We start from the raw sequence: 21007 nt of genomic DNA, 5'->3' as shown, positions 1-21007 counted from the left end.
CTCCGTCCCTCCCCGCTGTACCTCCGCGCACCACCTCAACCAAAGGAATGTGGCCAGCCATGTCCAGACGACCCGTCGCCGTCGCCGCGTCCATCCTCACCGTTCTCGCTCTCGGCGCGGTCAGCGCCTGTTCCGGCAACTCAGGCAGCACCTCCGCGAGCAGCGGCTCCGGCGGCACGCCGACCGTCAAGCTCATGGTCGGCGGCATCGACAAGCAGATCTACCTGCCGTACGAACTTGCCGAGAACCTCGGCTACTACAAGAAGTACGGCGTCAAGGTGCAGCTGAGCACCGAGCAGGACGGCGGTGTCGGCGCTGAGGAAGCCATGGCCTCGGGGCAGGTGGACATGGCGGGCGCCTGGTACAACCACACGATCGAGTTCCAGGCGAAGGGCAAGGCGGTCGAGGGCATCGTCCAGCTCTCCGGCGCGCCGGGCGAGCGCGAGATGTGCACCAGCAAGTCGGGCGTCCACTCGGGCGCCGACTTCAACGGAAAGACCCTCGGCATCACCGACCTGGGTTCGGGCACCGACACCCTCACCCAGTTCCTGGCCGTCAAGAAGGGCGTCGAGACCAGCCAGTTCCACCGGATCGGCGTCGGCGGCGGCTCCACCGCCATCGCCGCGCTACAGAACGGCAAGGTCGACTGCGTCATGACGACGCAGCCGACGGTGGCCGCGATAGAGAAGAAGGGCATCGGCACTTCCACGATCGACCTGGCCACCACGGCCGGCGCCACGGCGGCGTTGGGAGGTGCCTATCCCGCTGCCAGTGTGATCGCCCGCACCGACTGGGTGAACTCGCACCAGGACGCTACGCAGAAGGTCGTCGACGCGCTGGTCGCCACCATGCACTGGATCAACACCCACACCGCGGCCGACATCGCGAACGAGCTGCCGGCGTCGTACGTGCAGAACCAGCTGGTCACCAAGGCCGACTACATCTCGGCCCTGACCAAGGACAAGGGCCAGTTCCTCCCGGACGGCCTCATGCCGGCCGGCGGTCCGACGACCTCTCTGGCGACCGAGAAGCTGGTGGGCACCGTGAAGGGCTCGGTGGACCTCAGCAAGACGTTCACCAACGACTTCGCCATCAAGGCCAACAAGACCGAGGGCTTCAAGACCACCACGACCCCGGCAGGGCCGAACGGCTGAGCCTTCACCGTTTGCGGGGCCGCCCAGCCACAGCCAACTGGGCGGCTCCCGGCCGTGGTGGCTGCGGCGCGGTGCCCGGCACGTAGGTCTAGCGGCGTGCGGGTGGCTGCGATGCAGGTTCACCCCGATACCGGAGGGTGCGAGTTGGGGGGCTCAGCGGGTCGGGAAGCTGTAGGCGTAGCCCTGGGCGTCCAGCTGATCCAGCAGCTTGGCGAGCGCTTCGACGCTCTGCGAGCGGTCGCCACCGCCGTCGTGCATCAGGATGATCGAGCCCGGCTGCAGGTTCCGGTTGATGTTCTGCAGGATGCTCTCGACGCCCGGTCGCTTCCAGTCGTCGGAGTCGTCGCTCCAGCCGATCGGCCGGAGTCCGTGCTGAGCGGCGATGTCTCGGATGACGGGTTTGAAGTCACCGCCGGGTGCCCGGTAGTACCAGAGCTTGGCCCCGGGCTCGGCCGCGTCGGATATTTCCCGCTGGGCGTCGGCTATCTCGTGGACGTTGTAGTCCAGGGGCATGCTGCTCTGGCGCTCGTTGTGGTGTACGGAGTGGTCGCACAGTCGGTTACCGGCGTCGGCTATCGACTTGGTCAGGTAGGGGTAGCGCTGTGCGTTCGGGCCTATCTCGCAGAACGTGGCCTTGGCGTGGTGCTGGGCCAGTAGCGCCAGTACCTGCGGCGTCCAGCGTGGGTCCGGGCCGTCGTCGAAGGTCAGCGCGACCGACCTGCCGCCTCCCTGGGTGCCGAACTGAAGCAGCGCGTTGCTCACCTTGAACCCGCTCGAGGAGCCGATGGAAGCGCCGGCCAGGCCACTCGGTGAGACGGCCGAGGAGGAGGGCGTGGCCGAGGAGGAGGGGGTGGCGGGCGACGAGGATGACGGCGCGGCACTCGACGCCGAGGACGGCGCGCTGTGCGACGGGGTCGGGGAAGCGGAGGCCGGGCCTGCGGCGACGGTGGACCGGGTAGCCGAGGCGGAGGGCGGCTCTGCCGCCGACGTCTGCGCCGCATGCGCTCCGCACGCCGCCAGGGTGGCTCCGGTGAGCGTCACCGCAACGGCGGCTGCCGCCTTCTTCGCACTGGCCAATGCCACAGCAGGTCCCTCCAACGGCACCCCGGCGGGCATGCCTGTTCAGCGGTGATGGGTGGTGGTGTGCCGCACACGGCGGGGGCGGGGAGCGGGCTGCGCGGTCGTTATCGCGGGCTCAGGCCGCCGTGACGACGTCGGCCTCCGATGCGCTTGCTCTCCTGGTACGACCACTCCGCGTGACGAACCGAACGCAAATAGTCCGTTTTGTGTGCTATGCGGACAACCGTAGGGGAATCGAGAGCCGTAACCCAGGGGCTCGCCGTGTGATCTGCATCCCGTTGGATCCTGGCCGACACGGTGAACGGCTGCGGGCTGGAGGGGACAGCTGGACGGCTGTGCGCTGGAACCACTGCCGTGATGACATCTGCGGCAGCGCCGGCGGCTGCTCACAGCCAGACACCGCACCGGGTGGCCGAGCGCGTTGCTCTCACGAACGCGGACAACGGCAGGACCGTGTTCGCGCATACGGGCGACGGCATCGAAGTCATCCTCACCGGCCACCGCGACCACGGGCTCAACTACACCTGGAGCATCCCGGTGAGCGACTCCAGCGTGCTCCACCGGATCAAGGGGGTCACGACCCCGAGGGGGGACGCGACCGCGCGGTTCCGTGCCGTGAAGAACGGCACCACCACCCTCAGCGCTCAGCGACACTGCCGCCCAGACCGGGGCAAGCTCTGCCCGCTCGTCGTCGTGCCCTGGAAAGTCAGGGTGGAGGTGAAGTGACCCGTCCCCGCCAGGGTTTAGGGAGTGGGGCGCCGCGACGCCAGTCGGGGACCGGGGTTGGGAGATGGCCAAGCACCAAGCCATCACCGCCGGGACCGGGATACCGATCTGTCTCTGCAAACCGCGGAGCCCCTGGCGGCGCGGCACCAATGGTTCGGCAGTACCTCACCCAGGGGCGGGCCTCCGCAGGTTCAGCCCGGCTGACCTGGACTCCATTTGCGCACGAACTCACCCATCGTCCCCGCAAGCCCCATGGCTAGTGCACTCCGGGTGCCAACGTTTGCCGACGGGCGGGGTGAGCGGCGGGCGGGACCGGCGCGCTTCTACGGCTGGTGCGAGGCAGTGGTGAGGAAGTCCAGGGCCAGGGGGCTGGTGTGGGTGCGGGCTTCCTCGAAGTAGGCGTGGCGGGTATCGGGGATCAGGTGGAGTCGGGCGTCTGGGATGCGGTCCGCGAGCAGAGGGGCGTTGGCGGTGGGGTTGAGGAGGTCGTCGGTTCCGTGGAGGACCAGGGTGGGTGCGCTGATGCTGGGCAGCAGGTCCCAGGCGTTGTGCCGGTTGCTGGCTGCGAGGTGGCGGCGGCGGGAGTGGGCCGGCATGCCGGGGTCGCCGAGGGTGTGGTGCGGGCCGGGGTGGTCGGCGAGCCAGCGGGGCGTGTACATGAGCTCCAGCAGGGCCTGGCGCGCGGCTCCGGGCTGAGTCTGGGCCAGGGCCTGGCGGACGTCGTTGCCGCGTTCCATGCTGTGCCGGCCGCCGGGTGAGGTGCAGCCGAGGATGAGTGCGCCGACTCGGTGCGGGTGGCGGGCGGCGAGTTGCTGGGCTACGCGGCCGCCCATGGACGTGCCGTAGATGTCGGCCCGGTGGATGCCGAGGTCGTCGAGGACGGCGATGGCGTCCTGGGCGAAGAGTTCGGTGCTGTGGGGGGTGTTGGGCTTGTCGCTTTGGCCGGTGCCGCGGTAGTCGAGGGTGAGGGTGCTGCGGGCGGGGTGGAAGTCTGTGCGGACCGAGTCCCACCAGTGGTGGTTGTTGGCCTGGCCCGCCAACAGGACCAACACTGGCCCTTCGCCCTGGAGTTGGTAGGCGATGCGGGTACCGTCGGGTGTCGTCGTGTATGTCATCGGCTGGTTTCCTCAACTCAGGTGTCGGCGAGCACAGTACTTTGCTCGGGCTGAGCAGACCGTCCGGCACTTTGCTCGGACTGAGCAAAACGCCTGGCTGCTGCCCGAGCGTCTGACTGGGCAGCGGAAGCCTGACGCCTCCGCCGTTTCGCGGGCCTATCGCGCTGCGTGTGCGGATCCGGCGGTGGTCTGGATCGAGACCGCGTGTGCGCAGTGCCCGGCCCAGCCGGGGCAGGTGTGCACCGTCCGTTACAGCGACGGGGTGAGCGGGAGGGTGAGGTCCCACACCGGGATCCGACACTGGCGTGAGGAAGGCCGCGGTGCTGCCCAGGTGAGTCAGACGGATTCCGCCTGCGGGTAGGAGAGGGCCCTGCCCAGTGCGTCGCCCTGATGCTGGGGTGCGCTGTCGGAGAATGCCCTGGACCCAGTCAAGGTCTTGCGCCGGATGGGGCGGGGCACTTGGGGGTCAGTTTGATGACCAGCGGAGGGGTCCCGGTCTGCTCGTACGCGGCGGGCTTGTGGTGTCCGTCAAGGAGGTAGCCCACCAAGCTTTCGCGGGTGGGGAACAGTGCGACCAGGCCTGGCGGCCGCCCCCGGCGCGGATACGGTCGCGGTAACCGCGCACCGCCCTGTGGTCGCGCACCGCCCCGTGGTCGCGAGACAGCCACGCGTCGGTGAGAGGACGATGTCCTGGCTGACCGACTACCGTCGGCTCAACCACCGCTGCGAACGCCGCGCCCTCGGAACCGCCTGGCCTTTCTCGGCTTCGCCGCAGCCATCTGCTGCTACGAAGGCTTCCTCAAATGAACATGTAGGACACGTCTTAGGAACCGCCGCTGCCGCCCCCAGCCGCGGGATGAAGCTTGCTCAAGTCATCCTTCGGGACACGGTCCTGTTGACTCATCGTGGTGACGAGGGTGGAGGAGATGTGGGCGAGGGAGGGGTCGGCAGGGATGAAGAACGTTTCCACTCCGGCCAGTTCGTGGTTCATGCGGGCCATCGGCATTTCGTAGTCGAGGTCGGAAACGCCGCGGACTCCGCGGATGACGACGTCGATTCCCACTCGGCGGCAGTAATCGACCAGCAGGCCGCCGGTGTGGGAGTCGACCGTGACGTTGCTCAAGTCAGTTGCCGCCGCGTGCAACCGGTCCAGCCGTTCCGTGATGGGGAAGCGGCCGGTCTTGTTCGAATTGAACATCACGCACACGACGACCTCGTCGAACAGGAGGGCGGCGCGCCGGAGTATGTCCCGGTGCCCTTGAGTGACTGGGTCGAAGGATCCTGGGAAGAGGGCTCGCATGACCGGAAAGAGTAACAAGCGGCCGTCCCCGGTAGTGGCGACTTCGGCGGCCGCATCACGTACTCAGCTCTTCCAGTTTGCGACGGGCCGGGCCCAATGACCGCCCCCGGAGCGGCAATTCACTCCACGGGTCGGTGCGTGCCTGGTCCGCGGCGTCGGTGATGGCCCAGCGCCGCGCGGACAGAGCGGGGTCGTCGAGCTGCTCCCAGGCGAGGGGGGTGGCGACAGGGGCGCCCTCCTTCGCCCGCACGGTGTAGGGGACCACGCTGGTCTGCGCGTACGCGTTGCGCTGCACATCGAGGTAGAGCCGACCACCGCGTTGCTTCTTGCGGGCGGCGGTGGTGAGGTGTTCCGGGTGGGCCGCGGCCAGCACGTCGGCGGCCCGCTTGGCGAAGTCGTGGACGTCATCGAAGCCGTGACTGCCGTTGAGAAGGGCCACGACGTGCAAGCCGCGGGAGCCGGTGGTCATCACTCCGGAAGCGAGCCCCAGGTCATCCAGCAGTTCCCGCACCAGATGGGCTGCGGAGCGGACGGTGTCGAAGTCACTGTCCTCGGAGGGGTCGAGGTCGAACACCAGCCGGTCGGGGTGATCTACCTGGGGCGTCCTGGACTGCCATCGGTGCAGGGTGATGGCGGCCTGGTCGGCGAGGAACACCAACGTCGCGGTGTCGTCGCACACCGTGTGCACAACACTGCCGCCCTCCTTGGCCACCTCTACCCGGGTGATCCACTCGGGAAAGTTGGCCGGGGTGTTCTTCTGCATGATGCGCGGCCCATCGAGGCCGTCGGGGAGGCGTTCCAGCATCAGGGGGCGGCCGCGCAGATGCGGGAGCATGAACGGGGCGATCTGCCGGTAGTACGTGACGAGGTCGCCCTTGGTTATGGCATGGCCGCCGGAATCAGCGGCGGGCAGGAGCGGTTTGTCCTGCCGGTGCAGGGTCAGCGTTCGCCGGCCAACGCGCAGGGACTCGGTATCAGGCATCGCGGCACCCTTAATTTGTAGGGGGGATCGGTCCGGTTCAGGTGGCCCGCGCCAGGCAGTTTTCCGCCGCCTTCCGGTCGAGCGCGGCCCGGTTGAGCACTGCCAGTTCGGTGCGCGGGGTGTCGCCCGCGTACGTCTGCCGTACCCGCGCAGCCAGGGCCCGCATCACTTTCCTGTGGTCGGTCATGGCTTGGGGTGCTCCCTGATGACGTCGGCCGGTTCCTTGTCGTCCCGCAGTCCTTGATAGCGGGGGTGCCGCAGCAGGCCGTCGCGCGTCCACTCCGCGAAGGCGATCTGCGCCACGAGCCGCGGCCGTACCCAGTGCGCGCCGTGCAGTGCGGGACGGTCCGCGAAGGGCGAGTCGGCGGCTCGCAGTCCGTCGAGCCTGTGCCGCAGGTCGAGCAGGGTGCGCCGGTCGAATCCGGTGCCGACCTTGCCCGCGTAGTGCAGCAGTCCGTCCGCGTGGTAGCCGATGAGCAGGGCTCCGATTCCCTCCCGGCTGCCCGCCGGTTCCGTGAAGCCGCCCACGACGAATTCCTGGCCCTGGGCACACTTCAGCTTGAGCCAGTCCTTGGAACGGCGCGTCCGGTACGTGCTGTCGGCCCGCTTGGCGATGAGCCCCTCCCAGCCCCGTCGGCAGGCGTCATCGAGCAGTTCGGGGCCGCCTTCGTTGCGATGCGTGGTGAACCGCAGCGGCGCCGCGAACGTCAGGGCGCGTCGCAGCAGGGACTTGCGGGTGCGCAGCGGCAGGTGCCGCACGTCCGTGGCCTCCAGGCGCAGCAGATCGAAGACGTAATACGTCACCGCCACATTGCTCGCGGCCACGTCCGCGGGGCGGGTGAGTCCCATGCGCTGCTGGAGCCGGGCGAAATCCGTCCTGCCGTGTGAGTAGGCGACGATCTCGCCGTCGATCGTGAAGTCCGCGCAGTTCTGGGCGGCGAGCGCGTCGACGATCTCCGGATATGTGGCATCGAGCCGTCGCCCCGAACGGGAGCGGAGCGTGACCCTGCCCCCTTCCCGCACCGCGAGGACGCGGATGCCGTCCAGCTTCCGCTCGAAGACCCAGCCCCCGGCGAAGTCACGGCGGTCGCTGAGCGTCGCCAGCATCGGTGACGCCGCCAGTTCCACGCCCGGCGCCGCCTCCGTCGTGCGGTCGGCCAACTCGGGCGGCAACGTGTCCAGCAGGCCGGTCACTCCCGATCACCGCCGTTCCGGGTCCCACGTCTCGGCGTCCGGTGCCTGTGCCAGCTGGCGCAGCGTACGGCCGCTGCGTACCGAGCGGGCCCGCCGCGGGTCGGGGGTGCCGCCGCCGCGGGCGCCGCGGCCCGAGCCGGTCCGCACCAGCAGCCACGTCGGTTTCCGGGCCGGTCCCTCGCTCGCCTCCTCGCGACCGTGGAACCGGGTCAGCGCGTACTGTCCGTGAAGCTTCTCTCCGTGCAGGTCGAACGTGGCATGGCCGTTGTCCAGTGCCTCCGCGAAGGGCACCGGACGGTTGCGCTTGTCGTGGCTGGTGGGCCGATACGTGCCGCGGTCCCAGACGATGACGGTCCCACCGCCGTACTCGCCCCGGGGGATCACTCCCTCGAAGTCCCGGTAGTCCAAGGGGTGGTCCTCGGTGGGGATGGCGAGTCGCTTGTCACGCGGATCGGTGGACGGCCCTTTGGGAATCGACCAGGACTTGAGTACACCGTCGACCTCCAGACGGAAGTCGAAGTGCAGGGAGCTTGCGTCGTGGATCTGCACCACGAACGTGGGCTCGCTGCCGTCGCCGCACGCTTCTGCTCCCTCGGAGCTCTCGCCGCGCGGCTCGCTCGTCTTGTCGAAGTGCCGCTTCCCGCGGTAGGTCCGCAAGCCGTCCTTCTCACCCACCGTGACCTCCCTCTCTCGGTCGGCGGGCCTGTGCGAGTGTGTGTGCCCCTCACCGCACCGGTCATGCACGCTCCTCCTCCCATCATGGCCCGCGGTGGTGTCGTGGGCACCAGCTCGCTGTGGCGGTGGCTCTGTGTGACGGGGAAGGAGCCGGCGCTGCCTCGCCGTTGTGTCCGTCGTGCTCGGCATGCTGCTGGTGCTGCCGGGCGCGTCACAGGCCGCCTCGCCCTCACCCTGCGACATCTACGGCAGCGCCGACCCCCCGTGCCTCGCCGCCCACAGCACCACACGCGCCTTCATCTCCGCCTACAACAGCCCGCTCCACCAGGTGAAGTGGGCCTCCCGACAGTGCGGCCAAGTACATCGTGGCTACCTGTCGTGTTGGCCGACACCGCGCGGGGGCTCGTGCTCTTCCCGGACGGCGGTGCACAAGTCCCTCTCGGTGGCGGAACCACGCCGGTTACCCACTGTCGAGGCGGTCTTCTGTCGCGGTGGGTGCACCTCGAAGTCCAGCTTCTCAAGGAACGCCAAGCCGGGCGTCCAGCTTTGCGGACAGGTGGCGGTCACCCGTCGCAGTCCCCGGGCCGCGGCCTCCCGGAGCAGGTGCCGGGCCACCAGCGTGCCCATGCCCTTACGGCGGGCCTTGGGGGTGAGGAGGAACAGCCCCACCGAACAGCTGCGCGCGTCGGGACAGCCCGCGACGGCGTCGACCACGCCCACCACCTCTGCCCCGTCGCACAGGACGAGCAGGTGCTTCTGTTCGAAGTCGGCACAGTCCGGCAGGGAGTAGTACAGGCTCTGTACGTCGGCGGCCAGGGCGGGAGAACCGGTGGCCGCGAGGAAATGGTCCTCGCAGGCCGCCAGCACGCGACTCGCGGCGGGTTCGTCCTCCGGCAGCATGGGACGCGCCGTGAGCGACTTGTCGCCGGTGATCTGGAGCGGTTCCACCTGGCTCAACTCCTGACCTTGGGTGAGATACCTCGGCTGTTTCTGCCCTCTCTGTCAGCCTTGGGTGAGACGTTCCGCTTCGGCGGGTTAGCCTGAGAGGGCACGACAGGAGAGCCACCCCCTCATGACCAGCACCAAGCCCGCCGGATCCGACCCGGCTCCCAGGCCAAAGCGCCGCACGTTCAGCCCGGAGTACAAGCTGCGGATCGTGGCTGAGTACGACGCCGCACCCAAGAACGAGAAGGGCGCGGTCCTGCGCCGCGAGCGCCTGTACCACTCGCATGTCAAGGAATGGCGGGCTGCGCGGGATGCCGGGGCCCTGGAAAAGCTGGTCGACAAGCGCACCAGCCCGGCCCGTCCGAAGAAGTCGGCCGCCGAGGCAGACAACGAGAAGCTGCGTCGCCAGGTGGAACGGCTGGAGAAGGAACTGGCCCGGAACAAGGCCGCGCTGGAAGTTATGGGAAAAGCTTCCGCGCTCTTGGAAATGATCTCCGAGAGCGCGGACTGAAGCCTGCCGCCGACCCTGTCGTGGACGAGGCGTTCACCGGCGTCGAGACTCAGCTGGGCATCACGGCCGCCTGTCGGCTGACCGGCCGCTCCCGCGCCACGCACTACCGCCAGCTCCGGCCGGCACCACCACGCAGAGCACGTGCCCCGCAGATGCAGCCGTCGGCACTGACGGCCGAAGAGCGGGCCGCCGTACTGGAGTTGATGAACGGCGACGAGTACGCCGAGCTGGCGCCCGCACAAATCTGGGCCCGCGAGCTGGATGCCGGGCGCTACCACTGCTCCGTCTCGACGATGTACCGGATCCTGCGCGAGCAGGACCAGTCCGGCGAGCGCCGACGGCAGGCCACCCATCCCGCCAAGGCAGTGCCCGAGCTGGTCGCCACCGGACCCTCGCAGGTGTTCACCTGGGACATCACCAAGGCGGCCGGACCGGTCAAGGGCGTCTGGTATCACGCCTACGTCATCATCGACATCTTCAGCCGGTACATCGTCGGCCACACCGTCGAGCGAGCCGAATCAGCGGTGCGGGCCGAGGAGTTGCTCCGCGAGACCATCGCCCGCAACGGCATCGTTCCCCAGACCGTGCACGCGGACCGCGGCACCTCGATGACGTCGAAGAAGGTCTCCCAACTACTGATCGATCTGGGCGTGACGCGGTCACACTCGCGGCCGAAGGTCTCCAACGACAACCCTTACAGCGAGGCCCAGTTCAAGACCACGAAGTACATGGCGGACTACCCCGAGCGGTTCGATTCGCTGGCCCACGCCCGCGAATGGTTCGACGCGTTCATCGCGTATTACAACCACGAGCACCGGCACTCGGGCATCGGCTGGCACACCCCCGCCTCCGTCCACTTCGGAACCGCCGAGGAGGTCCGCGACCAGCGCGCGGTCACCCTCGCCGAGGCATACGCCCGCCACCCCGAACGCTTCGGCCGCCGCCCCCGACCACCCGAGATACCCCAGACGGCATGGATCAACGACCCGGCCAAGCACCAGGAACCCGCACCACAAACCTCATAGCGTCACGACCGTCTCACTGGACTTGAAATCTTCCGCTGTCGGGCGCCGACCGGTTCGCGGTACAGGAATCCGTGGCGGACCAGCGCGTCCATCACCACGTCCGCCTCCTGCGACCGGGCGTCTAGCCATCTCGCCAGCGTAGCCATGTGGCGATGCCCAGGCCACGGAGGCGGCTCGTCACGCCTGTGATGAGGCTGGACGCGTAAGGGGTTCCGCGCCTCACCTCGTGCTCGCGCGCCTGAAGAAGGCTCGACTCGTACGCGAACGCACCATGCAGCGAACCGACTTCACGCACGACCTGGCCGCAGTACGCGACCTGACCCGGCTGGAGCCGATCATCCGTAATCGAACTCCCGCTGGGCTCCGGCAGTTGACCTCGACCACCCCAAGGTCCCCGACAGGTCAGGTCACGCGAGACCGGCCAATTCGGCGATCGTCCCGCCGAGCACGCGGTCGCGTATCTCACCCGGGCTTGTGACCCGCTCCACCATCGCCCGGGTGAGAACCGGATCCCCGTACGGGGCATCGGAACCGAACAGGGTCCGGTCCGGGATCTCCTTGATGGCCAGCCGGACCGCGAAAACGACGTTGGCCGTGGACAGTTCCAGGTACATGTTCGGAGTGTCCCGGACCAGCTCGACAGCCTGCATCCAGTTCAGCCCCCCGAGCTGGCTGACCACCAGCGGAACCGTCGGGTACCGGCCGGCGAGCGCCGACAGAGTTACCAGATCGTCCGCCGTCGTCGGGGCGAATCCGTGCACGACCACGGGCAGCCCGCCATGATCGGCCGCCGCCCGGAGCACCGGGTCGATCACCGCTGCCCGTCATCCACCGCATTCTGCGCCAGACGATTGCCGCCACCGAGAACCCACAAACCTGAGGCCGGATGTCGGGCGTCAGGATCCCGTGCGTCACGGAACTCTCGCTTGTGGGGCGATGGGCACTCGCTGAGCAGTAGTCAAGGATTGTGGATGACTGTGGAGCACCTGGGAACTGTGTGGAACGGAGACCTCGGCTCAGACCGCACAACTGGCGGCTACCGACGCTGTTCCCAGTCGGTCCGGGCGAGGTCATACTCGACTTCGCCGTGTTCGGATCCTGCGATCGCCTCTGGCCAGTCTCCGGTGAAGTGCCGGACGAATGACAGTCCCGCCTTCTCCATCACGCGCCGGGACCGTGTGTTCGCGGCCATGGTGTTCGCGGTGACCCGCTCCACCGCGAGGGCGGTGAAGCCTTTGCTGATCAAGGCCCTCGATCCCGCTGTGGCATGGCCCTTGCCCCAGGCGGCCTTGTTCAGCCGGTAGCCGAGTTCGACCACGGCGGGACTGTGCTCGTCAAGGGGGCGGAACTCGAACCAGCCCAGGAAGGCCCCGGTGGTCTTCTCCTCGGCGGCCCAGTAGCCGCGGGTACCGAAGCACGGATAGTCGTGGAGGAGCCGCGGCAGGGTCTGCGTATGGATCGCCCCCCGGCTCACCGGCCGGCCGCCGTTGATGAAGCGCATGACGTCGGGGTCGTTGTCCAGCGCGAACAGGCCGTCGGCGTCGGCGTCGGTGAACGGGCGCAGCACGAGCTGTTCGGTTTCCAGGAAGGCATGCATGGCGCGATCTTCACTACAGGCTGCTGTGTGCGCCACCGGATATCGGTGGCGGGCCGGTCAGGGGGACTTCCCCGCTGGGAATGGGTGAGGGGATCCCTCTCCGGTCCTGCCCTCGCGCGGAGATGGGGATCCGCTGGAGTGCCCCACCCTGATCAGTCGCGCGGTTCGTCACATGGTCCTCTCCAGTCTCCGAAGGCGAAGTGGCCGGCGAGGACTTCGCCGTACCCGGCCGACCACTCCTCGCCCGTACCACGTGCTGTCGATGCCCGTCCGCCGCCAGGTGGTCAGGCAATGAAGGCGGCGAGGAGTTTGTCGGCGAGGCGGTCGAGGTAGTCGGGGGCGGTCGGGGTGTGGACGACCGCGAGGCGCCAGTAGAGCGGGCCCGCGAGGAGGTCGAGCGCGAATTCGCGGTCCACGTCCGCGGGGAGTTCGCCGCGCTCGATCGCTCGTTCAAGCATGTGGGTGGCCTTGATGCGCCGGGCATCGCGGACAGCGGTGAACAGTGCCTGCCCCAACTCGGGGTTACGGGTGCCCTCGGCGACCAGGTCGGGGATGATCTTCGAAATGAGCCGGTGTCGCAATGCGCCGGCGAGCTCGGTGAGGAAAGCGAGCACGTCGCCGCGCAGGGTGCCGCTGTCGGCGACCTCGGGTGCGTCCACGGCCACCGCGGAGACCAGGGCGACGGTCATCTCCAGCTTGGATGGCCAGCGGCGGTAGATGGCGGCCTTGCCCGCCCCGGCCCGCTTGGCGACCGCTTCCAGGGAGAGTCGCGCGTAGCCGACCGACGCCAGTTCCTCGAAGAAGGCGGCTGAGATCGCCTCGGTCACCGAGTCCTGGAGTACGGGCCCCCCGGGGGGCCGACGGTCGGGATCAGGGGCGGGGGCCTGAGACGCGGAGGAGCTGGGCATGCCCCGAATTTACCACCAGGCGGAACGGTTGCGTCTCGGCTAGGTGAGGCCTAGAGTCTTGGCAGTAGTCGAGACGGAACGTATCCGTCTCGACAATTCGATTGGGGCTCACCATGCGATTCCTGTTCGAGGACGAGTCGTTCTCCTTCGAGACTTTGCGCGCGGCCGGATTCGCCAACGACGGCGGCGCCGACCTGGGCGAGGTCATCGCCACCGTCCGCAACATCAGCGAGGGAGACGAAGAGGCGTGGCTACGCGAGTGGAAGAGCACCGCGCAGCGCGTCCACGCCATCGCCACCCGCGCCCAGGCGGACGGGCACCGGGTCAGCGCCCGCGAGGCTCTGCTGCGCGCCTCGAACTACTACCGCACCGCCGAGTTCTACCGTCGCGACGACCCTGCCAACGACCCCGAGGCCAAGCTCCTGTCCACGCTCTCCCGCGAGACCTTCGCGGCCGCCGCTGCCCTGATGGACACCCCCGTCGAGGCCGTGCGCATTCCCTACGAGGACACCAGCCTGCCCGGCTACCTCTTCCTCGTAGACGACTCCGGCGCTCCCCGCCCCACCCTCATCTTCACCAGTGGCTTCGACTCCACCTTGGAGGAGGCCTACTTCGCCGTCGCCGCAGCCGCGCTGCGCCGTGGATACAACGTGCTCGCCTACGACGGGCCCGGCCAGGGAGCTGTGCTGCGCGAGCAGCAACTGGTCTTCCGCCCGGACTGGGAAGCCGTCGTCACCCCCGTCGTCGACTACGCGCTGACCCGCCCCGAGATCGCTCCCGATCGGCTCGCTCTCCTGGGGTACAGCCTCGGCGGCTACCTCACCGCCCGAGCCGCCGCCCACGAACACCGCCTGGCCGCCCTGATCCTGGACGACGGCCTCTACAACTACTACGACGCGCACACCCAGGCCATGCCGCCGTTCCTGCGGGAGTGGGTCGAGACCGGACGGGACGACCTCGCCAACCCCGTCGTGGGCCTGCTCATGAAGGCCAGCACCCAACTCCGCTGGGCCCTGCGCAATGGCGTGTGGGCGTTCGGCGCCGCCTCGGTCGCGGACTACATCCGCCGGACCGCCGACTACACCCTCGACGGCGTCGCCCAGCTCATCGACTGCCCCACCCTCATCCTGGACGCCGAGGACGACCAGTTCTTCCGCGGCCAGCCCCAGCGCGTCCAGGCCGCCCTGACCTGCCCGCACACTCTGGTCACCCTCCGCGAGTCCGAGGGCGCGGGGGAGCACTGCCACATGGGTGCCATGTCCCGCTTCCACCAAGTCACCTTCGACTGGCTCGACGGCACCCTGGCGTCGGCTTGAGTGCTGTACCCCAGGCGTGGGGGCCGCTGGAGGGCAGGTTCCCGGACGGCACCGGCCATCCAAGTCGCCAGCGATCCAACTCGACGGCGATCCAGCCCGTCAGTGTCTGGCCGTTGACCGTGAGTCACGGCAATCCGCCGTCAGTGTCGATTCCACCAAGCAGGAGTGACCGCACAGCCGGTACCGGTCAGGGGGCGCGATCTGCCCGGCGTCGACCTGAACTCGGCGTCCTACGTTGTCGAGTTGCTCTCGGACTGCGCAACGGCACAACGGCGTTCAGCCGTGTCCGTCCTCCAGTGTGGCGAGCAACTCGGCGAGTGCGGGCAGGGCGCGGTCGATGGCTTCTCGGCTCTGTGGGGTGAGTTGGTCCAGTGCGCCCTGCAGTGCTCTGGTGCTCACGCGGTCGTAGCGGTCCAGCAGGTCGACGGCCCTGGGGGAGGCCGCGAGGTGGACGGTGCGCAGGTCTGTTGACGAGGGTGTGCGTTCGATGAGGCCTGAGGCGGTCATCGCGCGGACCAGGTTGCTGACGGTGGACGGTGCGACCCGCAGCCGGGCGGCGGCCTCGCGCGGGGTGAGCGGACCGGTCCCGCAGAGGGCCCGCAGCAGCTCGATCTGGGCCTCGGGGAGGTCGGGAAGGTCGTCGGAGCGGCGTGTGCGCAGTACGGCCCGGCGTAGCGGGCCTAGCAGTTGGCCGAACTCGGTCGCGGTGTCCATGGCTCCATTGTGCCCGAGATCTCATTTTGTCACAAAACAATTTTGTGACAAAATGAATGTGTCGCCACTGCGACAGCATCACGAGGAGGAGACACATGACCAGCAACGGAGCACACGAGACCACCGTCCAGAACCCCGTCCCGCCGCAGGACCTGTCCGGGATCGTCGGCCACCGCTTCATCTACACGTACGCCAACGGCTGGCAGTACGAGATGTACGTGAAGAACGCCACCACCATCGACTACCGCATCCACAGCGGCATGGTCGGCGGCCGCTGGGTCAAGGACCAGCAGGTCGACCTCGTCCAGCTGGACGACGACAGCTACAAGATCGCCTGGAATGAGCCCACCGGCACCTCGGTCGCCGTCAATGTGATGCCCGCCAAGCGGCGCCTGCACGGCGTGATCTTCTTCCCGCACTGGGTCGAGGAGGACGGCGAGCGCACCGCTGCTACCAGAACGACCACCTGGACGAGATGCGCAAGTACCGCGACCAGGGCCCGACCTACCCGATATATGTGGTCCCCGAGTTCGCGAAGATCACCCTCTTCGAGCACGTCGGCGCCGACGACGACACCCTCATCTCCATCGCCCCGGGAGACCTTCCGCAGGGCTGGTCCAACCGCACCAACTGAGCCCACGCGCCGCGCCGCACGTCGCGATCTCCGGGGCGCCCCCGACGTCGCTGACCTGTTACTGCATTCGTCATTCGAGTTCGGAGTCATCCACCACGGGTGAGGCGATCCGGGCGGCCTCTTGAAGGGCCGGGTCGGCCTGGGGGGGAGCTGACTACGAGCTCGCCCGGCTCGGCGGTCACCCCTCCGCCGCCCACCTTCGTGTGCCCAACCGCAGCCGCGTGATCGGGCGTACTGTCACTGGACCAGAGCCCTCAACGGACGATGACAGACACAACGGGTTGACGGGTGACGTGGCCGCGGCTCGCTCAGACGCGGCGGCGCAGGAGCAGCATGGTGACAGCCGTCAGCAGGAAGGCGAGGCCGCCGAGGACGACGGTGTCGGTCCACTGGAAGGCCCAGTAGTCGCCTGCCGGGTTGGCTTCGTAGAAACGGGCGACGTAACCGTGCCGAGCCATGCACTCGCTGAGTTGGGCGCCCGACGGGAAGGGGCAGTTCATCACGTCCTCGTGACGTCCGGAGGCTGTGATCAGGCCGTAGTGTCCGGTCGACCACTTCTCACCCATGGCCGGCTTGGGGATGCTGCCGGGGCTGGTGTAGGTGTGCGGGGGGACGAGCAGGCGTGTCCTGTGCGTCCACTCCAGCAGGAGCGTCACGGCCCCGGTCACCAGGAGGGACAGGCCCATCGCGGCCAGGACCCGGCGGACCAGCAGACCCAGCAGTGTGCCTGCCGCCAGGCCGAACAGGGCGGCCGCCATGACGCGTGGGCCCGAGCCGCTCAGGGCCGTGTTCTCGTACCAGAAAAGGCCGTAGCTCCGGTTGGCGGCCGGTCGCCACCACCACGCGAACACTGCCGCGAGCAGCCCGGAGAGGGCTACCGTCGTCGTGGCGGCGAGGGCGAATCGCGTCGCGAACCACTGGGTGCGGCTCACGCCTTGGGCCAGGACCATGCGGTACGTACCGAGTTCGCGGTCGCGGCCCAGCAGCGGGGCGCCCCAGAAGACGCCGATCAAGACGGGCAGGGCGATGTTCAGCACTCCGAGGTACTTCAGCGGCTCGATGCCCAGTAGCAGGGGCAGGCCGGTTTCGGGTCGAGTGCATTGCAGCGGTCCAGGGGCGCAGTGGGCGAACAGCCCACTTCGCAGGTCGTCCAGCATGCCCGAGTGGGAGTACGCCGCGATTGCCACGGCGGCGGTCAGGAGGAGCGCACCGATGCCGATCAGTACGCGCTGCTGGCGCCACGCGAGCCAGAGGGAGCCCTTCACGCCGTCGCCCCCGTCCGGTGGGCGGTGACGGCGTCCATCGTGCCACCGGCTTGGAGGTGGCTGATCAGGATGTCCTCCAGGCTGGGCCGCTCGACGTGCCAGTCGCCGCGCAGCGGTCCGCGCTGTTGCACCAGGGTGGTCATCTGTCTGCCACTGACCCGGCGGTGTATCACGGTGTGCGATGCGGCCAGGGTGCCGGACTGGTCGATGTGGCCGGTCAGCACGGCGTGGTTGTCGCGCAGTGTGTCGGCGTCCTCGCTCAACTCGATGCGTCCGTTCCGCAGCAGCAGCACCCAGTCGCAGGTCTGCTCCAGTTCGGGCAGGACGTGCGAGGACAGCACAATGCTGGTGCCGTGCTCGGCGGCCTCAGCCATCAGCGCCGCCATGATCTCGCCTCGAGCCACGGGGTCGAGGTCGGCCATCGGCTCGTCGAGCAGCAGCAGTTCGGGCCGCTTGCCCAGTGCCAGCGCGAGTGCGACGCGGGTGCGCTGCCCGGGGGAGAGCTCGCCTACGCGGGCGGGGAGCGGGATCCCGCCCTCGCGGACGGTCTGCTCGGCGGCAGTCTGGTCCCAAGAGGCGTTCAGCTTCTCGCCCATCCGCAGGGTGTCCGCCACGGTAAAACGGGGGTAGAGCGGCTTGCCCTGGGTGAGCAGGGCGATGCGGGTGCGGGCTTCGGACGTACCAGGTGCCGCGTCCAGCACGCGTATCTCCCCGGCGCGGGGGCGCAGCAGGCCGCCGGCCAGGTGCAGCAGGGTGCTCTTGCCGGCGCCGTTGCGTCCGACGAGGGCGGTGATGCGGCTCCTGGGCACGGTGAACTCGCAGTCCCGCAGGGTCCAGCCGCCCCGTGCCCGGTATCGGAATCCGAGTCCCGTAGCGCGCAGCGCGGGCGTCGCGTCAGGCCCGGTCATGCGTCCTCCTCTTTCCGCCCCCGGTCGCGCGGGGTGCGGCTGTGTTGCTCGTTGTCGTGGATGTCCAGAGCCGCTGTGACCAGGGCGAGGATGTCGGCCCGTTCTAATCCCGCCGCCCGCGCGCGTGCTGTCCAGTCTGTGAGTTCCGCCCGCAGGGGTGAGTCGTCCTCTGAGCCGGGCCGCGCCAGCGACCGCGTAACGAAAGTCCCCAGCCCGCGGCGCAGTTCGACCAGGCCGGACTGCTCCATGTCGCGGTAGGCCCGGAGCACGGTGTTGGGGTTGATGGCGGTCGCGGCCACCACCTCCCTGGCCGTGGGCAATTTGTCCCCGACCTTCAACGTGCCCATCCGAAGTCCCCGTTCGGTCTGCTCGATGATCTGCACGTAGGCCGGGACGCCGCTGCCACGGTCGATCCGGTACTCGACCACGGTCACCTTCCACGATTCCTGTGTGCTTCCATTAATGAATTAATACAAGCATGATGGAGGTACGGCAGCGATGTCAAAATCCGGAGCACCACCCGAGCGGCTCTGGTCGTCGCTGTCGCGCTGACCTACGTAGCAGCGGCCCGGCGAATCATGCTGCTCACGGGCCTGCGCGGCCTGCTGTCCGGCTGGCAGTCCAGGCCCTTCCTGCCGGGCTTGGGCCACCCGCATGGTGGCTCGCGCGCCCGCCGGCGGCAGGCGGAACCGTCCCGGCCGCTGACACGGGCGCCACGCGTACTGCATACCGGCCCCGCCGCCCGGCGGTCAGGCGGCGTGCCCCTCCCTTTCCCTTACCGGCAGCCCGCTTCGGTCGGCCGCCCTGCCACAGGAGTTTCCATGCCCGTGTCCGTAGTTAGCGAAGTGGCCCGCGGCCTGCGCCGGCCGGCCCAGGCCGTCAGGCAGCGAACATCTCGTGCGTCGGCCGGGGGCGGCCGCCTGGCCGGAGTCGACGGGCTGCGGCTGCTCGCAGCAGCAGCCGTGGCGGCCTACCACTACCTCGGCACCCCGACCCCGCACTTTTGGGGCGAGGCCTACGACCTGCCGCGGGCAGCACCCCTCCTCCACGCGGTCAGCGGCTACGGCTGGCTCGGCGTCGAGGCGTTCTTCCTGATCAGCGGCTTCGTCATCTGCATGAGCTGCTGGGGCCGCACCCCGGCGCAGTTCGCCGTCTCCCGCATCTCCCGGCTCTTCCCGCTGTACTGGGCCGTCGTCCTGATCATCGTCGTCACGGGTGCCATCACCGTCCTTGCCGGACAACGATCAGGAGCGCCCACGGACCTGCGCACAACTCTCGGCAACCTGACCATGATTCCCAGCCCGCTCGGCCTGGACTTCACCGCCGGCGTCGCCTGGACGCTCTGGGTGGAAGCCCGCTTCTACCTCCTGATGGGCGCCTTGCTGCTGATCGGCCTGACCTACCGGCGCGCCATAGCCTTCGGGTTCCTCTGGCTCGTCCTGGCATCCATGGGCCGCGAACTGCACTCCACCGTCCTGGACGAGCTCCTGCTCAGCCAGTACGCAGGACTCTTCGTCACCGGACTCGCGCTCTACCTGATGCACCGCTTCGGACCCAACCTGCTCCTGTGGCTCCTGGCTGGCTTCGCCTGGTGCTACACCCTGACCGTCCTCAACGACCGCGTCGCCACACATGCCACCTCCAACTGGGCCATCAGCGCAGCCGTCCTCACCGGCTTCCTCCTCCTGCTCGCCCTGACCGGCTGGGGCCCACTGCGCCACCTCCAGTGGCGAACTCTCATCTACGCGGGCGCCCTGACCTACCCCTTCTACCTCGTCCACCAAAGCCTGGGCATACCCGTCACCCGCGGCATCCTCAAGACCACTCCCGGCCTTGGTCTGCTCCCCTCCATCGCCCTCGGGCTCCTCTTCTCCGTCCTCCTGGCCGCCACCCTGAACCGCCTGATCGACCGCAAACTCGGCCGCCTCCTACGCCACCACCTCACCACCGCCCTCAACCCCGCCCCCGCCGAGCAAGCCCGGCCCACACCGCTCGCTCCCGACAACCCGCACACACCAGCACCCGACACTGACGCGCCATCGGCACCCGAGGCCGGGAATGAGCCTTCGGCACACTGCTGCAATCAGGTAGACGGTGCCTACGCCCACGGCCATGGCGTCCACCGGTGATCTGGTGACGACCCCTGCTACGCCGATTCCATGCCCAGCACTCTTCATTGCCGCGCGCTGTTCCTGGGGGAGTTTGTCGCGCCTCGACATGGTGTCGGAGATCCACACCCCCAGTTTCACGACTGTCGCCGCCGCCTCGCGCTGGACCGCGATCTCCTCCGCGTGAGCCCTGGGGACTGTGCGACGTCCGGCTCTGACGACCTCGCCCGCGGCCGCGGGGATGGGCTGGACCATCGCTCCCCACCTGGACGCGCACGCAGTCACGGGCCGCTCCCGCGCCCACGGCTCGGCAGTGGTTGATGCTTTGCACGTGGGCAGGGCATACCACCTGTCTCGTGCTTTACAGCTCCAGGAGGGGTTCCAGGGCGCGCAGTTGCTGGCGGATTTCGTCGAGGGGCTGCGCGTGGTGGCGCTGAAGGACGAGGTAGATGAAGATGCCGCCTTCGCGCAGGCGTGGCAGGGGGCGGATCATGTGGAGTTCGGTGTCGAGTGTGATGAGGATGTCTTCGACGCTGTCGGGGGTGTAGCCGAGAAGTTCCAGGGTGTAGAGCTTGGCGCGCATGACGTCGCTGTCGCCGTAGGCGACTTTGTCCATGTCCAGGCCGCTGCCGCGGTCGAGCGAGCCCAGGACCCTGCGCTGCCGGAAATCGACGATGGCCACGCCTGCTGCCCCACCGATCGCCAGCGCCTGCTCAAGAGCATTCGTGAGGCTGTCCATTCGTGCGTCCTCCTCTGAGCAGGAACCCGGAAGGGCGCGGTGTCGCCCAAGTTTCCAGATGCGTGGAGTCCGCACGCTAGCGGATCAGGATCGCGTGTTGTGCTGGTCGAG

At 68.6% G+C, this 21007-nt stretch carries 23 protein-coding genes and 2 pseudogenes; 9 read left to right on the top strand and 16 right to left on the bottom strand.

Going from position 1 to position 21007, the window contains the following annotated elements:
• The first annotated feature begins 59 nt into the window (after positions 1-59).
• Positions 60-1154, top strand: coding sequence for an ABC transporter substrate-binding protein (locus OG522_RS02545; RefSeq protein ID WP_329461256.1), 1095 nt, complete (start codon positions 60-62; stop codon positions 1152-1154).
• 153 nt (positions 1155-1307) lie between these two features.
• Here OG522_RS02545 and OG522_RS02540 read toward each other — a convergent pair whose 3' ends face one another.
• On the bottom strand, positions 1308-1916 hold the full coding sequence (locus OG522_RS02540) for a polysaccharide deacetylase family protein (RefSeq protein WP_329461255.1): 609 nt from the start codon (positions 1914-1916) through the stop codon (positions 1308-1310).
• 22 nt (positions 1917-1938) lie between these two features.
• Here OG522_RS02540 and OG522_RS02535 point away from each other — a divergent pair, with 22 nt between their 5' ends.
• Both OG522_RS02535 and OG522_RS02530 read left to right on the top strand, forming a co-directional pair.
• On the top strand, positions 1939-2286 hold the full coding sequence (locus OG522_RS02535) for a hypothetical protein (RefSeq protein WP_329461254.1): 348 nt from the start codon (positions 1939-1941) through the stop codon (positions 2284-2286).
• 356 nt (positions 2287-2642) lie between these two features.
• Positions 2643-2960: a hypothetical protein gene (locus OG522_RS02530; protein ID WP_329461253.1), complete on the top strand. Its 318-nt coding sequence runs from the start codon at positions 2643-2645 to the stop codon at positions 2958-2960.
• Positions 2961-3283: 323 nt separating this feature from the next.
• On the opposite strand, the gene OG522_RS02525 is transcribed toward OG522_RS02530, so the two are convergent.
• The 6 genes from OG522_RS02525 to OG522_RS02500 all read right to left on the bottom strand — a co-directional run bounded on the left by OG522_RS02525 (position 3284) and on the right by OG522_RS02500 (position 8226).
• Positions 3284-4075, bottom strand: a complete 792-nt coding sequence (locus tag OG522_RS02525) for an alpha/beta fold hydrolase (protein WP_329461252.1) — start codon at positions 4073-4075, stop codon at positions 3284-3286.
• Between the two features lie 823 nt (positions 4076-4898).
• Positions 4899-5375 carry a pantetheine-phosphate adenylyltransferase gene (gene coaD, locus OG522_RS02520; RefSeq protein WP_329461251.1) on the bottom strand — a complete coding sequence of 159 codons (477 nt, stop codon included), beginning with the start codon at positions 5373-5375 and terminating at the stop codon, positions 4899-4901.
• A 55-nt stretch (positions 5376-5430) separates the two neighbouring features.
• On the bottom strand, positions 5431-6357 hold the full coding sequence (gene ligD / locus OG522_RS02515; protein ID WP_329461250.1) for a non-homologous end-joining DNA ligase: 927 nt from the start codon (positions 6355-6357) through the stop codon (positions 5431-5433).
• A 37-nt stretch (positions 6358-6394) separates the two neighbouring features.
• The gene (locus tag OG522_RS02510) at positions 6395-6544 is read right to left on the bottom strand and encodes a hypothetical protein (protein WP_329461249.1); all 150 of its coding nucleotides are present in this window, start codon (positions 6542-6544) and stop codon (positions 6395-6397) included.
• Positions 6541-7551, bottom strand: a complete 1011-nt coding sequence (gene ligD, locus OG522_RS02505; protein WP_329461248.1) for a non-homologous end-joining DNA ligase — start codon at positions 7549-7551, stop codon at positions 6541-6543. The genes OG522_RS02510 and ligD (OG522_RS02505) overlap by 4 nt, the downstream gene beginning before the upstream one ends.
• Positions 7552-7557: 6 nt before the next feature.
• On the bottom strand, positions 7558-8226 hold the full coding sequence (locus OG522_RS02500; protein WP_329461247.1) for a DNA polymerase ligase N-terminal domain-containing protein: 669 nt from the start codon (positions 8224-8226) through the stop codon (positions 7558-7560).
• A 187-nt stretch (positions 8227-8413) separates the two neighbouring features.
• Here OG522_RS02500 and OG522_RS02495 point away from each other — a divergent pair.
• Positions 8414-8560 (top strand): annotated as a pseudogene (locus OG522_RS02495) (arabinofuranosidase catalytic domain-containing protein); the annotation flags it as partial.
• 35 nt (positions 8561-8595) lie between these two features.
• Here OG522_RS02495 and OG522_RS02490 read toward each other — a convergent pair.
• Entirely contained in the window at positions 8596-9174 is a 579-nt protein-coding gene (locus OG522_RS02490; protein ID WP_329467455.1) for a GNAT family N-acetyltransferase, read from the bottom strand.
• Positions 9175-9298: 124 nt separating this feature from the next.
• Between OG522_RS02490 and OG522_RS02485 the strand changes: the two genes are divergently transcribed.
• Positions 9299-9682 carry a hypothetical protein gene (locus OG522_RS02485; RefSeq protein WP_329461246.1) on the top strand — a complete coding sequence of 128 codons (384 nt, stop codon included), beginning with the start codon at positions 9299-9301 and terminating at the stop codon, positions 9680-9682.
• A gap of 20 nt (positions 9683-9702) precedes the next feature.
• On the top strand, positions 9703-10707 hold the full coding sequence (locus tag OG522_RS02480; RefSeq protein WP_329461245.1) for an IS3 family transposase: 1005 nt from the start codon (positions 9703-9705) through the stop codon (positions 10705-10707).
• Between the two features lie 407 nt (positions 10708-11114).
• Here OG522_RS02480 and OG522_RS02475 read toward each other — a convergent pair whose 3' ends face one another.
• The 3 genes from OG522_RS02475 to OG522_RS02465 all read right to left on the bottom strand — a co-directional run bounded on the left by OG522_RS02475 (position 11115) and on the right by OG522_RS02465 (position 13212).
• Positions 11115-11522, bottom strand: coding sequence for an amidohydrolase family protein (locus OG522_RS02475; protein WP_329461244.1), 408 nt, complete (start codon positions 11520-11522; stop codon positions 11115-11117).
• 221 nt (positions 11523-11743) lie between these two features.
• Positions 11744-12304, bottom strand: a complete 561-nt coding sequence (locus OG522_RS02470) for a GNAT family N-acetyltransferase (RefSeq protein WP_329461243.1) — start codon at positions 12302-12304, stop codon at positions 11744-11746.
• 284 nt (positions 12305-12588) lie between these two features.
• Entirely contained in the window at positions 12589-13212 is a 624-nt protein-coding gene (locus OG522_RS02465) for a TetR-like C-terminal domain-containing protein (RefSeq protein WP_329461242.1), read from the bottom strand.
• Between the two features lie 113 nt (positions 13213-13325).
• Here OG522_RS02465 and OG522_RS02460 point away from each other — a divergent pair, with 113 nt between their 5' ends.
• Complete coding sequence (locus tag OG522_RS02460; protein WP_329461241.1) at positions 13326-14528, top strand: alpha/beta hydrolase family protein; 1203 nt, start codon at positions 13326-13328, stop codon at positions 14526-14528.
• A gap of 276 nt (positions 14529-14804) precedes the next feature.
• Here OG522_RS02460 and OG522_RS02455 read toward each other — a convergent pair whose 3' ends face one another.
• Positions 14805-15242 carry a MarR family winged helix-turn-helix transcriptional regulator gene (locus OG522_RS02455; RefSeq protein ID WP_329461240.1) on the bottom strand — a complete coding sequence of 146 codons (438 nt, stop codon included), beginning with the start codon at positions 15240-15242 and terminating at the stop codon, positions 14805-14807.
• Between the two features lie 95 nt (positions 15243-15337).
• Between OG522_RS02455 and OG522_RS02450 the strand changes: the two are divergent.
• A pseudogene (locus OG522_RS02450) lies at positions 15338-15876 on the top strand (phenolic acid decarboxylase).
• 308 nt (positions 15877-16184) lie between these two features.
• Here the strand turns inward: OG522_RS02450 and OG522_RS02445 are convergent.
• From OG522_RS02445 to OG522_RS02435, 3 genes are read right to left on the bottom strand one after another with little or no spacing between them, the layout of a single operon-like run.
• Entirely contained in the window at positions 16185-17141 is a 957-nt protein-coding gene (locus tag OG522_RS02445) for a transporter (RefSeq protein WP_329461239.1), read from the bottom strand.
• Positions 17138-18049, bottom strand: a complete 912-nt coding sequence (locus OG522_RS02440) for an ABC transporter ATP-binding protein (RefSeq protein WP_329461238.1) — start codon at positions 18047-18049, stop codon at positions 17138-17140. Before OG522_RS02440 ends, OG522_RS02445 begins: the two co-directional genes overlap by 4 nt.
• On the bottom strand, positions 18046-18477 hold the full coding sequence (locus OG522_RS02435; RefSeq protein WP_329467454.1) for a GntR family transcriptional regulator: 432 nt from the start codon (positions 18475-18477) through the stop codon (positions 18046-18048). Before OG522_RS02435 ends, OG522_RS02440 begins: the two co-directional genes overlap by 4 nt.
• A 399-nt stretch (positions 18478-18876) precedes the next feature.
• Between OG522_RS02435 and OG522_RS02430 the strand changes: the two genes are divergently transcribed.
• A complete protein-coding gene (locus OG522_RS02430; RefSeq protein ID WP_443074647.1) occupies positions 18877-20178 on the top strand; it encodes an acyltransferase family protein in 1302 nt (433 codons plus the stop codon).
• Positions 20179-20518: 340 nt separating this feature from the next.
• On the opposite strand, the gene OG522_RS02425 is transcribed toward OG522_RS02430, so the two are convergent.
• Positions 20519-20896 carry a hypothetical protein gene (locus tag OG522_RS02425; RefSeq protein ID WP_329461236.1) on the bottom strand — a complete coding sequence of 126 codons (378 nt, stop codon included), beginning with the start codon at positions 20894-20896 and terminating at the stop codon, positions 20519-20521.
• Between the last annotated feature and the right edge of the window lie 111 nt (positions 20897-21007).

This window comes from Streptomyces sp. NBC_01431 (assembly GCF_036231355.1).
Taxonomy (GTDB): domain Bacteria; phylum Actinomycetota; class Actinomycetes; order Streptomycetales; family Streptomycetaceae; genus Streptomyces.
This window is presented reverse-complemented; position numbering and strand designations above follow the sequence as displayed.

Coding starts and splice junctions, on each gene's coding strand:
- OG522_RS02545 (WP_329461256.1), top strand. CDS start 60: ATGTCCAGACGACCCGTCGCCGTCGCCGCGTCCATCCTCACCGTTCTC.
- OG522_RS02535 (WP_329461254.1), top strand. CDS start 1,939: ATGGAAGCGCCGGCCAGGCCACTCGGTGAGACGGCCGAGGAGGAGGGC.
- OG522_RS02525 (WP_329461252.1), bottom strand. CDS start 4,075: ATGACATACACGACGACACCCGACGGTACCCGCATCGCCTACCAACTC.
- coaD (WP_329461251.1), bottom strand. CDS start 5,375: ATGCGAGCCCTCTTCCCAGGATCCTTCGACCCAGTCACTCAAGGGCAC.
- ligD (WP_329461250.1), bottom strand. CDS start 6,357: ATGCCTGATACCGAGTCCCTGCGCGTTGGCCGGCGAACGCTGACCCTG.
- OG522_RS02510 (WP_329461249.1), bottom strand. CDS start 6,544: ATGACCGACCACAGGAAAGTGATGCGGGCCCTGGCTGCGCGGGTACGG.
- OG522_RS02485 (WP_329461246.1), top strand. CDS start 9,299: ATGACCAGCACCAAGCCCGCCGGATCCGACCCGGCTCCCAGGCCAAAG.
- OG522_RS02470 (WP_329461243.1), bottom strand. CDS start 12,304: ATGCATGCCTTCCTGGAAACCGAACAGCTCGTGCTGCGCCCGTTCACC.
- OG522_RS02465 (WP_329461242.1), bottom strand. CDS start 13,212: ATGCCCAGCTCCTCCGCGTCTCAGGCCCCCGCCCCTGATCCCGACCGT.
- OG522_RS02460 (WP_329461241.1), top strand. CDS start 13,326: ATGCGATTCCTGTTCGAGGACGAGTCGTTCTCCTTCGAGACTTTGCGC.
- OG522_RS02455 (WP_329461240.1), bottom strand. CDS start 15,242: ATGGACACCGCGACCGAGTTCGGCCAACTGCTAGGCCCGCTACGCCGG.
- OG522_RS02440 (WP_329461238.1), bottom strand. CDS start 18,049: ATGACCGGGCCTGACGCGACGCCCGCGCTGCGCGCTACGGGACTCGGA.
- OG522_RS02425 (WP_329461236.1), bottom strand. CDS start 20,896: ATGGACAGCCTCACGAATGCTCTTGAGCAGGCGCTGGCGATCGGTGGG.